The organism is Cellulomonas avistercoris (assembly GCF_014836445.1).
GTDB lineage: Bacteria > Actinomycetota > Actinomycetes > Actinomycetales > Cellulomonadaceae > Cellulomonas > Cellulomonas avistercoris.
Map to the genome: position 1 here is coordinate 116,249 of NZ_JACSQV010000011.1, position 17,983 is coordinate 134,231.

10 protein-coding genes are annotated in these 17,983 nt (G+C 74.0%); 3 read left to right on the top strand and 7 right to left on the bottom strand.

Annotated elements, in window-relative coordinates; translation table 11 throughout:
- The 3 genes from H9657_RS13340 to H9657_RS13350 form a co-directional block, all read left to right on the top strand.
- A partial coding sequence (locus tag H9657_RS13340) for a DNRLRE domain-containing protein (protein ID WP_191783907.1) occupies positions 1-657 on the top strand: 657 nt, incomplete at its 5' end.
- Positions 658-877: 220 nt separating this feature from the next.
- The gene (locus tag H9657_RS13345; RefSeq protein WP_191783908.1) at positions 878-2,443 is read left to right on the top strand and encodes a polysaccharide biosynthesis tyrosine autokinase; all 1,566 of its coding nucleotides are present in this window, start codon (positions 878-880) and stop codon (positions 2,441-2,443) included.
- 3 nt (positions 2,444-2,446) lie between these two features.
- On the top strand, positions 2,447-3,754 hold the full coding sequence (locus H9657_RS13350) for a hypothetical protein (RefSeq protein ID WP_191783909.1): 1,308 nt from the start codon (positions 2,447-2,449) through the stop codon (positions 3,752-3,754).
- Here H9657_RS13350 and H9657_RS13355 read toward each other — a convergent pair.
- From H9657_RS13355 to H9657_RS13385, 7 genes are all read right to left on the bottom strand, one after another.
- Positions 3,701-4,615 carry a glycosyltransferase family 2 protein gene (locus tag H9657_RS13355; protein ID WP_191783910.1) on the bottom strand — a complete coding sequence of 305 codons (915 nt, stop codon included), beginning with the start codon at positions 4,613-4,615 and terminating at the stop codon, positions 3,701-3,703. The genes H9657_RS13350 and H9657_RS13355 overlap by 54 nt on opposite strands.
- A 130-nt stretch (positions 4,616-4,745) precedes the next feature.
- On the bottom strand, positions 4,746-6,914 hold the full coding sequence (locus H9657_RS13360) for a hypothetical protein (protein ID WP_191783911.1): 2,169 nt from the start codon (positions 6,912-6,914) through the stop codon (positions 4,746-4,748).
- A gap of 305 nt (positions 6,915-7,219) precedes the next feature.
- Complete coding sequence (locus tag H9657_RS13365) at positions 7,220-8,248, bottom strand: glycosyltransferase family 2 protein (RefSeq protein ID WP_318241486.1); 1,029 nt, start codon at positions 8,246-8,248, stop codon at positions 7,220-7,222.
- A 58-nt stretch (positions 8,249-8,306) separates the two neighbouring features.
- A complete protein-coding gene (locus tag H9657_RS13370) occupies positions 8,307-9,716 on the bottom strand; it encodes a lipopolysaccharide biosynthesis protein (protein ID WP_318241487.1) in 1,410 nt (469 codons plus the stop codon).
- 41 nt (positions 9,717-9,757) lie between these two features.
- On the bottom strand, positions 9,758-10,951 hold the full coding sequence (locus tag H9657_RS13375) for a glycosyltransferase (protein ID WP_318241488.1): 1,194 nt from the start codon (positions 10,949-10,951) through the stop codon (positions 9,758-9,760).
- Positions 10,948-17,118: a PKD domain-containing protein gene (locus H9657_RS13380; RefSeq protein ID WP_191783913.1), complete on the bottom strand. Its 6,171-nt coding sequence runs from the start codon at positions 17,116-17,118 to the stop codon at positions 10,948-10,950. Before H9657_RS13380 ends, H9657_RS13375 begins: the two co-directional genes overlap by 4 nt.
- A 225-nt stretch (positions 17,119-17,343) precedes the next feature.
- Complete coding sequence (locus tag H9657_RS13385) at positions 17,344-17,967, bottom strand: hypothetical protein (protein WP_191783914.1); 624 nt, start codon at positions 17,965-17,967, stop codon at positions 17,344-17,346.
- Between the last annotated feature and the right edge of the window lie 16 nt (positions 17,968-17,983).

Here is a 17,983-nt window from a genome sequence, read left to right on the forward strand (position 1 = left end):
ATCGGCGCGGCCACCCTGGTCGCCACGGTCACCGGCACCACCTGGACCGACACCGGACTGGCACCCGGCACGCACCATTACCAGGTCGTCGCACGCGACGCCGCCGGCAACACCGGACCCGCCGCCGCAGCCGGCGCCGACGTCCCGGTCCCCGGCGGCGACGCCGTGAACGTGAACCTGTCGCCCACGTCGGACACGTACTCCAACCAGGGGGCGCCGGGATCGGCGTACGGGACGAGCACGTCGCTCGCGTCCCGTGGTTCTCTGAGCTACGCGTCGTACCTGGCGTTCGAGCTGCCTGCGGCGCCGGAGGGCCTGACACTCGTCGCTGCGCACCTGCAGGTGAGAACCACGACCGCCGCGTACGCAGGTTCGCTGGACGAGCACCAGGTCAGCGCCATCACCACGCCGTGGGCCGAGAGCACGCTGACGCACGCCGCCCGTCCGGCCGTGGGAGCGGCGATCGGCACCATCACCGGGGCGACGGATCTCAGCACGGCCTACCTGTCGTCCGATCTCTCGGCCGGCCTCGCGCCCTTCCTGGGGGCACCTGCGACGCTCACGGTCTCGTCGCTCGGCGCGGACAACCTGTGGTTCTCCTCGGTCGACTCCGGCAACCCCGCGTTCCGCCCGATGCTGACGCTGCAGTTCGCCTGACCCGCGGCGCGAGACCCGCCCTCACCACGTCGGGCTCGACGCACCGGGACGTCCGTGCGGCGCACAGGTGAACCGGCCGGGCAAGCGGGTGATGTCCGGTCTGGACGGGTTTGAACGGTCTCATCCGACAAGTGCGGTGTGTGAGGATGTTTCCGACGGGCAGCCGGCGCTCGGCCCACGCGCCGACCGTCGGGGGCGGGCACGGGGCGAGGAGCACTACGTGGAGCTGACCGACCAGCTGCGAGCGATCCGGAAGAACTGGTGGATCGTCGTGCTGACCCTGCTGACGACCCTGGGGGCGGCGTTCGCCGTCACCGCGCGGGCGACGCCGGAGTACGAGAGCACGCTGACGTTCTTCGTCGCGGCCTCGAGCGACACCGGCACGGCGCTGCAGGCCGACGAGTTCGCGCAGCGCCGCGTCGCCGCGTACGCGGGCGTCCTGACGAGCGGCCGGCTCGCCGAGCGCATCGTGGCCGGACGTGACCTCGGCCTGACACCCCAGGAGGCGTCCGCGCGCATCACCGCGACGCCCCAGCCCGACGCGATCCTGCTCAGCGCGGTCGTCCGGGACACCCGGCCCGAGCGTGCGCACGCGATCGGCGAGGCCATCGCCGAGGAGCTCGGCCCGCTCGTGCAGGAGCTCGAGCGGACCGACGCCGCGAGCCGTGCGACCGTGTCGCTCACGGTCATCTCCGGGCCGACGACCCCCACGTCGGCCGTCTCGCCGCGTCCCGCGCTCAACCTGGGCGTCGGCCTGCTCGCGGGCCTGGCGCTCGGGGTGTCGCTCGCGATCGCACGGCAGGTGCTCGACCGCACCGTGCGCACCCCCGAGCACGTGCGCGCCGCCACCTCGCTGCCCACGCTCTCGACCATCACCGTCCAGCACCGGCGCCGGCGCCGCGACGCCGCGCGCTCGGACGGCCTCGTCGCCGCGTCCGACACCGGGTCGCCCCGCGCGGAGGCCTACCGCCGCCTGCGCACCAACCTCACGTTCAGCGCGGCGACGCACCGGATGCAGGTCATCGTCGTCAGCTCGCCGCTGGCCGGGGAGGGCAAGACCACCACGAGCTGCAACCTGGCGATCGCGCTCGCCGAGAGCGGGCGCCGCGTGCTGCTCGTCGAGGCCGACCTGCGGCGCCCCCGCGTGTCGCAGACCCTGGGCCTCGAGGGGGCCGTCGGGCTCACCAACGTCCTCGTGGGGCAGGTCGAGGAGTCGGAGGTCATCCAGCAGTGGGGGCCCAACGGCCTGTTCGTGCTGCCCTCCGGCACACTGCCGCCGAACCCCTCGGAGCTGCTCGGCAGCGACCGGATGCGGGCGCTCATCCAGCGCATGCGCCAGCGCTTCGACGTCGTCATCCTCGACACGCCCCCGGCCCTGCCCGTCACGGACGCCTCGATCGTCGCGGCCCACGCCGACAGCGTCGTCCTGGTGGTCCGCTACGGGCACACCACGCGCGAGCAGGCGCGGCTCGCGGTCGAGTCGCTGCGGGTCGTCGACGCGCCGCTCGCGGGCGTCATCATCAACGGCGCGCCGCTGCGCTCGGCCGGGGTGGCCTACTCGCAGAACGACGGCCGCACGATGCCACGCACCCCGGCGTCCCCGCCACCCCGGCCGACCCCGGCGGGTCCGACGGGTCCGACGGGTCCGGCAGGGGCTGCGCCCGCGGCGCGCAGCGCTGCGGGGCCCGGCGCAGGCTCCGGCGGCGCCTTCCTGCCCGCACCCGCGCCCGACGGCGGCGCGACCGTCGGGCGGGGCGCGGACCGCGGCCCGACCGCGTCGGACTGACCCGTGGCGCTGCTCGGAGCGTGGCTCCTGGCCTGCGCCGCGTTCGCGTGGCTCGCCCGGCGTCGCCCCCTGGACGCGACCCTCGTCGCGCTCGTGCTGTGGGTCGTCGTGCCGGCCGCGGCGGGGGCGCTGCTCACCGGGCACAGCACCGGGCTCCTCGGCATCCACCCCGCGTCCTGGCTGGTCCTCGCGGTCGTCGCCGTGCAGCTCCTGCACGCACCGCACGACCTCGCGCGCGTCGTCGCGCGGCGCATCCACCTGGTGGTCGCCCTCGGGCTGGTCATCGCCGTCGCTGCCCTCACGACCCAGCAGCGCGGGACGGGCGGCCTTGCCCTGCTGGTCGACGTGGTCGTCGTCCCGACGCTCATGTTCCTGCTCCTGCTGGCGGGCATCGACGACGACCCGCGTGGCGCCCGACGGGCTCGCGACGTCGTGCTGGGGCTCGCCGCGGTGTCGGCCGCCTTCGCGATCGCGCAGTGGGCGACGGGCAGCGCGCTGCTCTACGAGTCGCAGTTCGCGACGCGGTACTGGTTCCGCGAGGACTTCGACCGGTGGATGGGCACGCTCGACTCGCCGCTGACGCTCTCGATGCTGCTGTGCGTCGCGACCCCGCTGCTCGTGGGGCTGCGGCGCGCGGGCGTGCAGTTCGCCCTCGTCGCCCTCTTCTGCGCCGGGACCGTGGTCACCCAGTCCCGCACCGGCGTCGTGCTCGTCGGCGTCCTCGCGGTGTGGGTCGTGCTCCGCTCGCAGGCGCCCCCGCACGTGCGCCTGCTGTCGTTGTGCGCACTCGGGGCCGGCACCGCGGCGCTGCTGGGCAGCGGCATCGTCACCGGGGTGGCCGCGCGCTTCGCCGACGACCAGGGGTCGGCGGGCGCCCGCACGGACGCCTTCCGGTTCTTCGCCGAGACGTGGCACGAGTACCCGGTCGTCGGGCACGGCCTGACCGCCAGCTACCGGTACGCCGCCCTGGGCGGGCTGCAGACCAGCCTCGAGAGCTCGTTCCTCATGTACGCCGTGGACATCGGCACGCTGTTCGCGCTCGTGTACTTCGGTGCGCAGGCCCTGCTCGTCATCGAGGCGTGGACCCGGCGCGCGCCGCTGCCGGGGGCGCGCGTCGCGGCCACCGTCGCCTTCCTGCTGCCGATGACGTACAACGCGCTGGCCGCGCGGTCCGCGTCGGGCGCGCTGCTGTGGACCGCGCTCGCCCTGGGGGTGGCCCGGTACGGCGCACCGCCCGATCGCGCGGGCGACGGGGCGTCAGGGGGTCGTGACGCCACCGACCGCACCGAGGCGCCGCAGCGCGTCGGCTGAGTACGTCGCCCGGATCTGCGGGTCGTTGCCGTCACCCGTGACGTTCGCGTTGCGCAGCCCGCTCTCCTGCGACCCGGGCAGCACCGGGAAGTGCCGCGGCTGCCGCGCGAGCTGCCGGACCCGCACGCCCGTCTCGACGGCCACCGCGTGCAGCCACACGTCGTCCGCGTGGGGCGCGCACTCCCGGAACCGGGTGCCGGCGGCACGCAGCGCCTCGATCATCCGCGGCGGGTACGCGACGCCGGAGACCCCGGTCGCGAAGCTGTCGAACCGCGGCTCGGCCGACAGGCACGGCCGCCAGGTCCGGTACGGCGCGAGCGTGCCGTCGGGGCGGGTGCGCACGCGGTAGGCGCGGTAGCAGTGCACCGACCCGGGGTCGCGCCGGGCCGCCGACTCGAGCGCCGCGAGCCACCCCCGCGGGTACAGCACGTCGTCGTCCGCCGTGACGACGACGTCCTGGGCCCCGAGGTCGGCGTCGGACAGCAGGGGGACGTACTTCGTGTGCGGGCCGTCGTTGCGCGCCATCCGGATCTCGAGGCCGCGGGCCACCAACCGCTGCAGGCCGGGCGTGGGCGCGTCGAGCAGACGCTGGTCGTCGAGCCAGAGCACGAGCCTGCGGGGGCGCCGGCGCCCCTGGGCGATGGACTCGATCGTGAGGTGCACGGTCGAGAAGCGCGCGCCGTAGGTCGTCAGGCTCACGACGACCGGCGCGTCCCCGGTGACGGGGCGGTCCGACGTCTCGTTCAGCCGCTCCAGGCGGCGCGCTCGCGCGGGCGCGACACGCGGGTTCAGCTCGAGCTCGACCCGGGCGAGGACGCGAGGGAGGACGGGCTCGCCGTTGCGCAGACGCCGGAGGTTCATCGATGCCCTGTCCTCGGGAACGGATCGGTCGCCCGAGCCTGCCACCTCGGGCAGCACGGGCGCCAGGCCCGCCCGCGACGTGGGCACCGGGGCGACGGTCGGACCGCCGCCCCGGTGCTCACGCGCCGTGTCAGGAGCCGAAGCGGATGCCCGCGTCACGCCCCTCGGCGAGGTTGCCCGAGCCGTCGGCCCACTTGTTCGTCGTCAGCGGGTTGTCGAACGTGACCCCGCTGTCGGCGATGCGGATCTGGTAGCGCGAGCCGCGGCCGTGGTCGTACTGGTTGCGGCCGAACATGTTGCCGCTGAAGGTGCCGAAGTTCATGGCACCGAACTTCGAGGTCGAGAAGTAGGCCGACGCGTAGCCGCCGTCGAGCCAGTTGCCCGTCATCGTCACCTTGGACACCGGCGCCGCGTTGGGCGTGACCATGAGCGCCGAGCCGCGGTTGCGCGCGTCGTAGTTCTGGTCGCCGGCCTGGGTCGCCATGAAGGACTCGAGGTTGTTCCCCGTGATCCTCATGTTGGTCCCACCCTGGATCTGGATGCAGTCGTTGTGGGTCTCGGTGTTGTCGTGGTTCGGGTCCTTGTGGAAGTAGCTCATGTCGTGGCACCAGCTGTTCTCGATCACCACGTTGACCGGTCCGCCGTTGTTGCGGACGTTGTGGATCTGGAAGCCGTCGACGACGTGGTACGTGTTCACGCGGCGCGCCGTGTAGTCGTGGCCGAACAGCCCGTTGAGCCACACCGACGGCTGCTTCGGGGCGAGGGTCACGTCCTCCACCAGCAGGTTGCTGCACGCGTTGTGGTTGCAGTTGACCAGGCCCATGTTCGTCGTGCCGGGGCCGGAGCCGCGCACGATCGACCGGCGGATCGTCACGTCGGGAGCCCGCACCGTGATGAAGCCGTGGATGTCCATGTTCTCGATCACCGTGCCGGCCTGGGTCACGACGATGTCGCCGTCGTGCCGCTTGAGGCTCAGGCCCGCGGGCACGCCCGTGTTGCTCGCGCCGGGCTTGCCGCCCGTGACCGCTGCGGTCGGGGACGGGCTCGCCGACGGCTTGGGCGAGGCGCTCGCGGTGGGCTTGGGCGACGCCGTCGGGGTCGGCTCGGGCTCGGGCTCGGGCGTCGGCTCCGCCGCGGCGGCGTGGATGGTGTAGCCCAGCGCGCTCACCGTGATGTCGGCTGCTGCGGTCGTCGAGCCGAGCGTGATCTGGTTGCCCTTGCTGCCGCCGAGCTCGACGTACGCGACGTTGTCCGTGATGTACCCGGGCAGCGGGTTGAGCACCGAGGCCGTCTTGCACTGTGCCACCACGGCGGCAGCGGGGCAGGCCCACACGCCCGTGCCCCCGGCGGCGTACGTCGACCTGACGACGATCACCGCGGACGACGCCCCGGCCGGCACGCCCGGGAGCGTGACGGTGCGGGTCGCACCGGCCGACGCGAGCCGGGTCGCGATCGCGCCGGACGCCCCGACGAGCTCGCCGCCGACGTCCGTCGAGCCCCGCGCGACGTACCAGCCCTGCACGTCGGCGTTGACACGCACGCTGCCCGCGTCGTTGTAGAGCTTGACCCGCCCGGCCGCGTCGACGGGGACGACGACCGAGTTGGAGTGGTTCACGCCGGGGACCGTCTGGATCGCGGACGTGCGCACGCACGTCGTGGCCGACTGGTCGGCCGGGCACACCGAGAGGAACGACCGGGCGGTCGCCGACGAGTAGCCGACGTCGAGGACCACGGCCGTCGCACCTTCGGGCACGTCGGGGAGCTGGAGCACGCTCGTGCCGCGGGCCCCGAGCAGCTGCCACGACAGGACGCGTCGCTGCGGCGTCGGCAGGTACTCCTCGCCGCCCTGCGTGCTGGCGGGACGCACGTACGCCGAGAGGTCGACGAACACCGAGACCGTGCCGGCGGAGTTCCGCAGCGAGACCTTGCCGTTGACGACCGGGGCGACGACCTGGCGCGACACCGGCATGCCCGGCCGCGCCGAGACCGCCGAGCCGACGGAGCAGCCCGATCCGGAGCAGGCCGTCACGGTGGTGGGCACGGACGCGTCCGTGGCCGTCAGGTTCACGACGACCGCGCGGGCGTCACCGGGCAGACCCGGCACCGACACGGTGTGGGTGGCACCCGGTCCCAGGACCGTGCGGCTCAGGAGCCGCGTCGGGTCCGTGGTGGTCAGGACCGACCCGGCACCGAGGGCGGACGTGTTCTCGGCCGACACGCTCGCGGCGGGGACCACGGACCCGACGGCAGCCGGTGCGGCCACCGGGACGGCACCGGGGCTCGCGGACGCGGTGCTCACGCCCACGACCACCGCGACGAGCGCCGTCCCCAGCCCCCAGCGTCGGACGGCACCGTCGGGTCCCGTCCGCCGTACCGCCATCGAGTGTCTTCCGTGTCGACGCATGAACGTCGCTCCCCTCACGTGTACCCACCGGTCGGGCCGGCGGCCAAGATGCGATCCCGGATCTCGGCGATCACTGGCGCGGCGTGCTCATCCGCACGACCGCTGCGCCACACGAGCGACTGTCAGACCCCGTGGCGGAGCACACACTAGGCCACACGGGGAACCCATCCAATGCCCCGATCCGCATATTCATCCGGGTCTCAGGGCGTGCGAGGGCGGTCGGCCGTCCCTCGATCGGGGCTCCCACCTGCGACGGAGGGGGTACTCCGTCGAGTGGTGGGACGTCGGTACTCGGTATAGATCCACCCGGTCGCCCCCGTGGCCAGACCGACCCCGCGGGCGAGGACGCGGGCACCGCCGGCCGCGTGCCGACGGTTGCGCGTGACCGCGCCCAGGAGCGTGCGAGCGGCGCCGCCGGCGATCCGCGCGCCCCCCTGACCGAGCAGCCGCAGACGCACCCCGAGACCCGCGACCCCGGGCGGCGCGAGCTCGATCGAGGTGCGGCTCCAGGAGTTGCCGGACCGCAGCGCCTTCTGCAGGACCCACCGCCGCGTGAGCCGCGACCGGGGCACCACGTCGACGACAGGGGCCTCGGCGCACCACACGATGCGCTCGCCCGCGGCGGTGAGGCGGCGCGTGAACAGCGTGTCCGAACCGCCGGTCAGGCCGTAGCGCACGTCGAAGTCGAGTCCGAGCCGGCGGACCACCGCCATGTCGAGCAGCAGGTTGTTGGTCGCCGCGGCCTCGACCACCGCACCGGTCGCGGGGCGGCGCCGCTCGAAGAACCCGCCGTCGCGGATCCACGGGTCGGGCTCGACCTCGTACTCCGAGACGACCGGCCCCACGACCGCCGCGCAGCCCTCGCGCTCGTGGACCTCCAACAGGGACGCGAGCCAGGTGGGCGAGGGGCGCTCGTCGTCGTCGATGAAGACCAGGACGTCACCGCCCGCCGCGGTCAGCGCGCGGTTGCGTGCGGCCGCGATCCCCGGCGTCGGCTCGTGGACGTACCGGACGCGGGCGTCGCCGAACGACTCGACCACGGACCGTGCACCCCCGTCGGGGTCGTTGTCGACGATGAGCAGCTCGGCGTCCCTCGCGGGCAGCTGGTCGCACACCAGCGGCAGGGCGGTCCGCAGGTCGTCCGGCCGCCGGTAGGTGAGCATCGCGACGGTCACGCGGCGGGTCACCGCCTGCGGGTCGGTCGCCGTGGTCGGGTCGGTCGTGGTCACGTCATGGCCTCCGTCGTCGGGTCGGGCGTCGTCGGGTCCGGCGTCGTCGCGCGCCCGCTCACGACCGGCCCGTCGCCAGGCGCCGCAGACGTGTCAGGCCCTCGAGGGTCGAGGACCGGTGGACCAGGAGGAGGACGCCCGCCGCGACGGCGACGTAGCAGACCGCACCGACGACGAGCACGAGGAGCGGTCCGTCCAGGACCCGCGCGACGACGACGTACGCGGCGGCCCCCCACAGCGCGGCGTGGACGGGCGGCAGGACCACGCGGACCTGGTCGCGGCCCGTCACGCCGGTGAGGCGGCGCTGCACGAGGAGGAGCACGGGGGTCAGGACGAAGCCCGCCACCGTGTACCCCAGGGCGACCCCCAGGGTGCCCCACCGCAGGCCCACCACGATCCCCCCCACCTGGAGGAGGGTCGCGAGCATCTCGTAGCGGAGGAGCAGCTTGACCTCGCCGGTGGCCTTCATCAGCGGCGACGTCACGTACAGCACGGTCTCGCGTGCGCCCGCGACCGCCAGCACGGTCAGCAACGAGGCCGACGGCAGCCACTTCACCCCGAGGACGACGTGGACCAGCTCGTGGGCTCCCGCGGCGGCCAGCCCCATGAGCGGGACGGCGAGCAGCGCGAGCAGCTGGGTGGTGCGCAGCAGGTTCTCGGCGAGCAGGTCGCGGCGGTCCGCGAGGCGTGAGAACACGGGGAACATGACGCGCGAGACGGTCTGCGCGATGAGCTGGACGGGGATGACCAGGACCCGGTACGCCATGCCGTAGAACGACAGGGCGGACAGGCCCAGGACCCGCCCGACGAGGATGTTGTCGATGTTGCGCGAGAAGTAGGCGATGCCGTTGGTCGCCATGACCCGGGCGCCGAACGGCAGGAGCTCACGCAGCTCGCGCACGTGCAGGTTCGGGACCGGACCGCGCTCGGCGTGCAGCAGGACGGCCGCGACGACCAGGTCCGTCGCCACGACCATGGCGACCACGGCGGCAGGCCCGGCGCCGAGGTAGGCGGCGACGACACCGGCGACGGCACCCACGAGCGCTCCCGCGACGTCCGCGACGGCGATCGCGCGGAAGGTCAGGACGCGCTGCTGCATCGCCCGCGGCACGATCGCGAGAGCCTTCAGCCACAGTGCGGCACCCAGGAGCTGCAGCACCGGCGCGAGGCGCTCGTCGTGGAAGAAGTCCGCCACGAGCGGTGCCGCGAGCCACGTGACGACGCCGAGGAGCACCGCGGACGCGAGGTTGGCGGTCGCGACGACGCCCGGGGCCCACCGGCTCAGCTCCGCACGCTGCACGAGCGCGGCGGCCAGGCCCTGGTCGAGCAGGAGCATCGTGAACGTCACGTAGATCATCGCGGCGCTGATGACGCCGTACGTCTCGGGGCCGAGCAGCCGGGCCAGCACGATGCTGGCGCCGAACATGAAGACCTGCTTGCCGACGACGGCGAGCGAGTTCCACCGCACCGCCGCCGACGCCGTCCCCGGCCCGGGTCGCGTGACCGCCGTCACTCGCTCGCCCGGGCCACGTCGTCGACGGCCTCGACGATCCGGCGGCGGTACTCCTCGCGTGCGTGCCGCTCGCGCGCGAGGGCGGCGTCGGCGAGCGCGTCCGCCCGGAGGCGGTCCCACTCCTTGCGGACCCGACGGACGGCGTCGGCGAGCGCCTCGGGGTCGCCCGGCGGCACCTGCTGTGCCGACGCGTACCCGGCGGCCGCCTCCAGGAGGCCGCTCGTCGCGCTCACCACGAGCGGTCGCGCGGCGAGGATCGCCTCGACGGCGGTGTTGCCGAACGGCTCGTCGACGACCGACGGCACGAGCACGACGTCCGCGTCCGCGAGGAACGGCCACACCGACGGCTGGAAGCCCCGGAACCGCACGGCGTCGCTCACCCCGAGCGCGGCGGCGCGCTCCCGCAGCGCCTGCTCGAACCACTCGTACCCCGGGTACACGGCACCGACGAGGTCGAGCACGACGTCGTCGCCGCCGTTGCGCAGCAGGCCGACCGCCTCCACGGCGACGTCGACACCCTTGCGCGCCGACAGGCGGCCCACGTAGACGAGTCGCAGCGGACCCTCGATCTCCGCCCGCGCCGGCGCCGGGTCGGACGGCCCGGGGACCCCGTTGTGCACGACGTTCATCCGGTCCGCCGTGCGGGGGGACGACTGACGCACGACGTCGACGCTGTACCGGCTGTTCGCGACGACCCCGGTCGCGAGCCGCAGCGGCGCGACGAGCACCCGCTGCACGAGAGCAGGCTGGCTGCCCTCGGCCTCGTGCACGTGCCACAGGACCGGGCGCCGCGCGAGACGCCCGAGCAGGCCCCACAGCGGGACGGTCACGGTGCTGACGTACACGACGTCGGGCCGGACCCGCCGCAGCAGCGACCAGCCGCGGACGGAGCCCCGCACGACGTCGGCGACGGCCCGGACCAGCCCCGCGGGCCGCAGCGCGCTCTTGCGGAGCACGAACGTCGGGGTGCGCACGACCTCGGCGCCGGCCGCGGCGAGGTCCGCCAGCAGCGGGCCGTCGACCGGCACGGTCACCACGACGCGGCGGCCGGCGGCCAGCAGCCCGAGGACCGTCTCCAGCATCACGCGGTCCGAGCCGTAGAGCTCGGCGCCCGGGTGTGCGACCAGGACGACCGCCGCGCGGTCGTCCCGGCCCCCCTCGCCCCCGGGCCCGGGACTGCCCGGCGTCACGGGAGCTTCGCCACGAGGTCGTCCACCGTGACGACGAACGGCGCCGTGGTCACCGAGCCGGACAGGTAGGTGACGAAGCCGATCGCGCCCGGCGCCTGCAGCGCGGGCGTCGCGTCGGTCGCCGTCAGCTGCCAGTCCGTCGGCTCGGTCGCCCCGTCCGGCCACACCTTGGCGCGCAGCGTCGTCGGTGCCACGCCGGACGCCGCGAACCGCAGGTTCACGGCCTGCCCGGCGGCCACGTTGCCCGGGACGTTGGCCGTCGCGAGAGTCGTCTCGGCCCCGTCGGCTCGTGTCAGGTACAACGTGATCCCCCCGTTTGCCGCAATCTTCACCTTTGCCCGGTATTCTGCCGTGCCCACCCGGCGGGAGGCCAGCGAGGCGAACACGCCGCCCCCGTCCGCCCGGACGGGCGTCGTGAACCGGGCGCCCAGGTCGACGTCCGTCAGGGCGACGGTACCGAGGTAGGCCCCCAGACCGGCACCGGGACTCGCGAGAGTCATGGTGCCGACACCGTTCGCCACGGTGAACCGCGAGGCCGAGCCGGCCGTCGTCCAGTCACCCCCGTTGTCGGCCGTGCCCCAGCCGGCCGTCACCGCGCGCTCGAAGGTGTCGAGCGCGAGCAGCGGCTCGTCGACGGGGTCGACCGGGTCGACCGGGTCGACCGGATCGACGGGGTCCACCGGGTCGACCGGGTCGACCGGGTCCACGGGATCCACCGGGTCCACGGGGTCCACGGGGTCCACCGGCTCGACCACCGGCCCGGTCACGGTGACCTGCTGCGACGTCGAGGCGGTCGCACCGCCGTCGTCGGTCACGACGAGCGTCACCGTGTACGTGCCGTCGGCCGTGTAGGTGTGCGAGGCCGTGGCACCCTGGGCGGTACCGCCGTCCCCGAAGCCCCAGGCGTAGGACGCGACGGTGCCGTCGGAGTCCGTGGAGCCCGCACCGTCGACGGCCAGCGTGCGGCCGTCGGTCTGCGCGGTGAAGGCGGCCGCCGGGGCGGCGTTCGGTGCCGCCACGGGCACCTGCGTGCCCGGCGCCACCGCGACGAGGTCGTCGACCGTGACCACGACGGGCAGGTTCGTCGAGCTGCCCGAGACGTACCCCATGACACCGAGGCCACCGGGCGCCTGCAGGGCCGCCACCGAGTCGGTGGTCGTCAGCTGCCACGCGGCCGGCTCGGTCGTGCCGACCTTCCACACCTTGCTGCGCAGCGTCGTCGGCGACGTCCCCGTCACCTCGAGCCGCACCTGCAGCCGGTCACCCGCCGCGAACGTCAGACCCGGCACCACCACGCTGGTCAGCGTCGTCTCCGCCGTCGTCGTGCGCACCAGGTACGACGTCACCTGACCGTTCGCCGCGATCCTCACCTTCGCGCGGTAGTCCGCCGTCCCCACCCGGCGACCCAGCAGCGAGGCGAACGCCCCACCACCGTTGGCCACCGTCGTCGTGGCCACCGTCGCCGACACGTCGACGTCGGTCTGCGCGACGGTGTCGAGGTAGGACCCCAGCCCCGAGCCCGCGGTGGCGAGCGACATCTTCCCGGCACCATCGGCCACCGTGAACCGCGCGGCCGAGCCGGACCGGGTCCAGACGCCGCCGTTCTCCGCGGTGCCCCAGCCGCCCGTGACCGCACGCTCGAACGTGTCGAGCGCCAGCACGGGCTCCTCGGCGGGGTCGTCGACGGTGACCGTGACCGCCTGGGACGTGGTCCCGGTGGCACCGTCGTCGTCGGTGACCGTCAGCGTCACCGTGTACGTCCCGGACTGCGTGTAGCTGTGGGACGCGGTGGCACCGGCGGCCGTGCCGCCGTCACCGAAGTCCCAGCCGTAGGACGCGACCGTGCCGTCGCCGTCGGACGAGCCCGAGGCGTCGACCGCCACCGCAGCACCGTCCACGGCCGCGGTGAACGCGGCCACCGGGGCCTGGTTCGGCACCGGCGCCGTGACGGTCACCTGCTGCGACGTGGAGGTGGTCGCGCCGTCGTCGTCCGTCACCGTCAGCGTGACCGTGTAGGTCCCGCTCGCGGTGTAGGTGTGCGAGGCCGTCGCACCCTCGGCGGTCCCGCCGTCACCGAAGCCCCACGCGTAGGACGCGATGGTGCCGTCGGCGTCGGTCGAGCCCGAGCCGTCGACGCTCAACCCGAGCACGTCGGTCTGCGCCGTGAACGCGGCGACCGGCGCCACGTTCTCGACGGGCACCTGCGTGCCCGGCGCGACCGCGAGCAGGTCGTCGACCGTGACGACGACGGGCAGGTTGGTCGTGCTGCCCGAGACGTAGGCCATGACACCGAGGCCGCCGGGTGCCTGCAGGGCCGCCACCGAGTCGGTGGTCGTCAGCTGCCACGCGGCCGGCTCGGTCGTGCCGACCTTCCACACCTTGCTGCGCAGCGTCGTCGGCGACGTCCCCGTCACCTCGAGCCGCACCTGCAGCCGGTCACCCGCCGCGAACGTCAGACCCGGCACCACCACGCTGGTCAGCGTCGTCTCCGCCGTCGTCGTGCGCACCAGGTACGACGTCACCTGACCGTTCGCCGCGATCCTCACCTTCGCGCGGTAGTCCGCCGTCCCCACCCGGCGACCCAGCAGCGAGGCGAACGCCCCACCACCGTTGGCCACCGTCGTCGTGGCCACCGTCGCCGACACGTCGACGTCGGTCACCTGAGGCGTGGCCAGCAGTGCCGACCGCCCGCCGCCGGCCGTGGGCACCGAGATGCGGCCCACGCCCGAGGCGACCGAGAAGCTCGCCACGTTGCCCTGGTACGTCCACGCCCCACCGTCCTGCGCGCTGCCCCACCCGGAGGTGCTGGTGCGCTCGAACGTGTCGGCCGCGACGGGCCGCACCGGCGGCACCTCGACGGTCACGTCCTGCGTCGCGCTGGACGTCAGGCCGTGGTCGTCCGTGACGGTCAGGGTCACGGTGTACGTGCCCGCCTCCGCGTAGGAGTGCGACGCCGTCGCACCCGTGGCGGTGCCGCCGTCACCGAAGTCCCACGCCCACGAGGCGATGGTGCCGTCCGGGTCGGTGGAGCCGGAGCCGTCCACCGCCACGTCGAGGCCCTCGGTCGTCGTCGTGAGCCGCGCGGTCGGCGGCATCTCGATGATCTCGCCCGAGCCGAGCGCGTAGTGCTGCGCGACGGACACGGCCGACAGCTCGCGGCTGTAGATCGCGACCTCGTCGACCAGGCCGGTGAAGTAGGTCGGGCCGAGCACCGAGGTGTCACCGCCGACCTTCCAGTAGCCGGTCAGGGTGCGGCTGCCGGTCTCGGGGTCGGAGCCGACGAGCTGACCGTCGATGTAGAGCTTCATGCCGCTGGGCGACTGGGTGGCCACGACGTGGTGCCACGCGTCGTCCCGGTAGGTGCCGGGCGACACGACGTGCACCCAGCCGGGGTTCGCCAGGACGGAGAACGACACCCTGCCGGTGCTGTCGGTGCGCACCTGCCGGTCGTACGACGTCGACGTCGCCGTCTGGCTGTTGCCGAAGCCGAGGATCGTGCCCCCGGTGCCCGACGACGTCCTGAACCAGGTCTCGAGCGAGTAGATGCGCGGGCTCGACCAGCTGCGGTTGCTGGTGACGCGCGAGTTCGACCCGTTGAACGAGGCTGCGGACCCCACCCCCTCCAGCACGCCGGCCGCGCCGCGCCCGACGGTCCCGCGGTACGTGCCGTGCGCCGCGTACGAGCCGGAGTCGGCCGCGTTGGTGCCGGTCGCCTCGTCCAGGCGCCAGTAGTGCTCCGGGTACTCGCCCGCGACCGCGGCGCCGTACGCGTCCTGCGGCAGGGGTGCCACGGTCCGGCCCGCGGCCGTGACGTGCTCGGAGATCTCGCCGTGGCCGAGCGCCCGGCCGTAGACCGCGACCTCGTCGATGTCCCCCGTGAAGCTCGTGCTCGTCGGGGCGGACGTCCAGCCGCTCAGCGTGTCACCACCGATGCGCCAGTACCCACCGTGGGTGCGCCCGGCCACGGCCGCACCCTCGGCGACGCGCACGCCGTCGACGTACAGCCGCGTGCCGGTGGGGTCGGACGTCCCGACCACGTGGTGCCACTGGCCGTCGTTGTAGGCGGTCGTCGAGGCGAGCTGCACCCGCGAGCCGCTGAACGGCCGGACGCCGAAGCGCAGGCGGCCGGAGTTCTCCATGAAGAGGTGACGGTCGGCGAAGTCCGACGTGCCGGTCTCCGAGGTGCTGAAGCCGACGATGCGCCCACCGGTCGTCGTCGTCGTCCGGATCCACGCCTCGACGCTGAACTCCGCGGGGGACGTGATGTTCGGGACGGTCGAGGCGTAGCCCGTGGCCGCGCCCGTCAGCCGCATGGCGGTGTCGCCGGGCAGCACGCCCTCGACGCCGAGGCCGAGGCCCGCGCCGCGCACGCGCTGGTCGTTCCAGCCCGCGGTGTCGGTCAGCCAGCCCGTGCCCGCGGCCTCGCCACCCCGCCAGTAGCCGTCCGGCGCGTCGGCCAGCACGGTGCTCACGTAGGGGTGGGTCTCCGGCCGCACCGCGCCCGAGGCGGTGACGGTCACGGTGTCCGACCACGCGACGTTGCCGAACGGGTCGGTCGCCCGCAGGCGGTAGCGGTACTCGGTGCCCGGCACGAGCCCGGAGTCGACGTAGCCCATGGTCGGCCGGTCGTAGAAGCGCGACGACTCGACCGTCTCGTGGATCGGCGTCGCCTGGACCCCGTTGCGGATGAGCGCGTAGGTCAGGTCCTCGTTGTCCCAGTCGTAGTTGGCGGTCCAGCGCAGCCGCACGACGCCGGACTCCGCCGAGGTGGCGGACAGGTCGAACTTGCCGCCGCTCAGGCGCGGACCCTCGGCGTTCGGTGCGATCGACGGGACCGCGAAGCGGACCAGTCCCTGCTGGGGACGGCCGTTGACGTTGAGGAACTCACCGCCCATGACGACGTAGTCGTCGTTGCCGGCGACCGACCACGGACCCTGGTTCTGCCCCGTGTACGTCCCGGTGTCGAGCTCGGGGTACCACGCGAGCTGCTCGGGACGCGGGCGCCCCTCGTGGTTGGTGTAGTCGTAGGGCTCACGCCCGAGGACGCCACGCACGTCCTTGGTGACGGCCGTCGCCAGGCGCATCGTCCACGGCTCGGTCTGCTGGTAGGCGCCCATGCTGCCGCAGAAGTGCTTGTGGCTCGCCTGGTAGATCACGTCACCGATGGCGGCGACGGAGTAGGTGTCACCGTGGCAGTCGTCCATCCAGACGAGCTGGCCGCCGTCCCACGTCGCGGCGAACGTCCCCTCGAGCGTGCCGCCCGCGCGCCCGTAGGTGAAGGCCGAGCCGTACACGTAGTCGCCGTCGGCCGAGAGCGACGTGATCGAGCCGTTGACCCCGGCGCTGCGCACGGCCGTCACGTTGGCGTCGAACGGGAGCGACTCGCCGGTCGTCGCGTTCACCGAGCCCAGTCCGTAGCCCGGCCGGTTCGACCCGTTGAGCGTCGTGAACGAGCCCGCGACGACGACCGACGACGCGTCCGGCGAGACGGCGAGCGCGTTGACCCCGCTCGCACCGGCCGCCGCGGGCGCCCAGGGCAGGAGCGAACCGTCGACCGCGGACGCCGCCGCCAGACGCGTCCGCGTCTCGGTGCCGACCACGTTGAAGAGGCCGCCGAAGTAGACGGTGCTGCCGGAGAACGCGATCGCGCGCACCGTCGCGTCGGGCTTGGGCAGGAACGAGGGCACCAGGTTGCCGGTGGCGCGGTCGAGCGCGGCGATGCGCCACACGCTGCTGCCGTTGACCTGCGTGAAACCGCCGCCGATGTAGATGCGGCTCTTGTCGGGCGAGACCTCGATCGCGAGCACCTGACCGTTGGCCGACGGCGCCCACGAGCTGATGAGCTGCCCGGTCGCCAGGTCGTAGGCCAGCAGGTTCGAGCGCGTCACGGCACCGACACCGGGCGCGGCACCCGCCGGGCGCGCGGTGGTGAAGCTGCCGGCGACGTACACGACGCCGTCCACGACGACCTGGTCCCAGACCACGCCGTCGATCTGCACCGTCGGGAGACCGTCGGCGCTCACCGTCGCGGGGAGCGTCGTGTCGGACGGGAGCGTGTCGGCCGCCGCGGGAGCGGCGCCCAGGGGGACGACCACCCCGGCGAGGACGAGCCCGAGCCCGGCGGTGAGCGCAGCGGCGCGGTGACGGAGACGCGAGAAGCTCTGCATGGGATGCCTCGTTCAGGACGGTGTGAACGCACGGTGCGGTGGAGATCACCTTAAACTGGACATATCAACCCGATGTGGCCTATATGGGTGAAAACTCCGGGTGAAAACGGACACCCGTCCATGACGCGGTGCAGGGGTGCAGGTGGGGGCGCACGACGGCGCGCCGACCGCGCAGCCGCACGGCGGTCGTGCCGGCGTGCGGGCGCGGCCGGGCCGCCCGGCGCGTCAGGAGCGTCGGCTCGCCGCGTCCGGATCGCCGGCGAAGGCCACGACCGAGGCGTCGGTCGAGTACGACACCTCGAGCCGCACCCGGTCCCGGGCGTCGTCCGGGACGAGGAAGACGTAGGTCCCCACGGCGGACGCCCCCGGCTCGACCGAGCCGGTGAGCGGCTCCGCAGGCGGGCCGGCCAACGGAGCACCAGGCGCCCCCGTCGCGTCGGCGACGTTGACCGTGACCGCGTCGACGTCGACCGGCGCGCCCGAGCCGTTCGTGACCGCGATCCGGAAGGCCAGCGCGGGGCCCGAGAGCTCACCCGGGCCTCGACCCTCGGCCTGGATGGCCTCGACCTGCTGGATCTCCGCCGTCACGCCGGTGCCGAAGTCGGCGACCTCGGTGAGCTCGACGGGTGCGGCGGTCGGCAGGTCACCGGGCGCAGCACCCTCGTCGCCGGCGTCGGGCGCCGGGCCGTCACCGGCGTCCGGCTGCGAGGGCGACGCGGTCACCGAGGGCGTCGCGACGTCAACCGTCCCGGCGACGCGCGGCTCCGAGCCGTCCGGCCCGGTGCAGGCCACGACGCTGGTCACGAGCACCGCACCGACCACCAGCCGCGCCACGGGGCGGGTCCTCACGGCCGACCACCTCCGC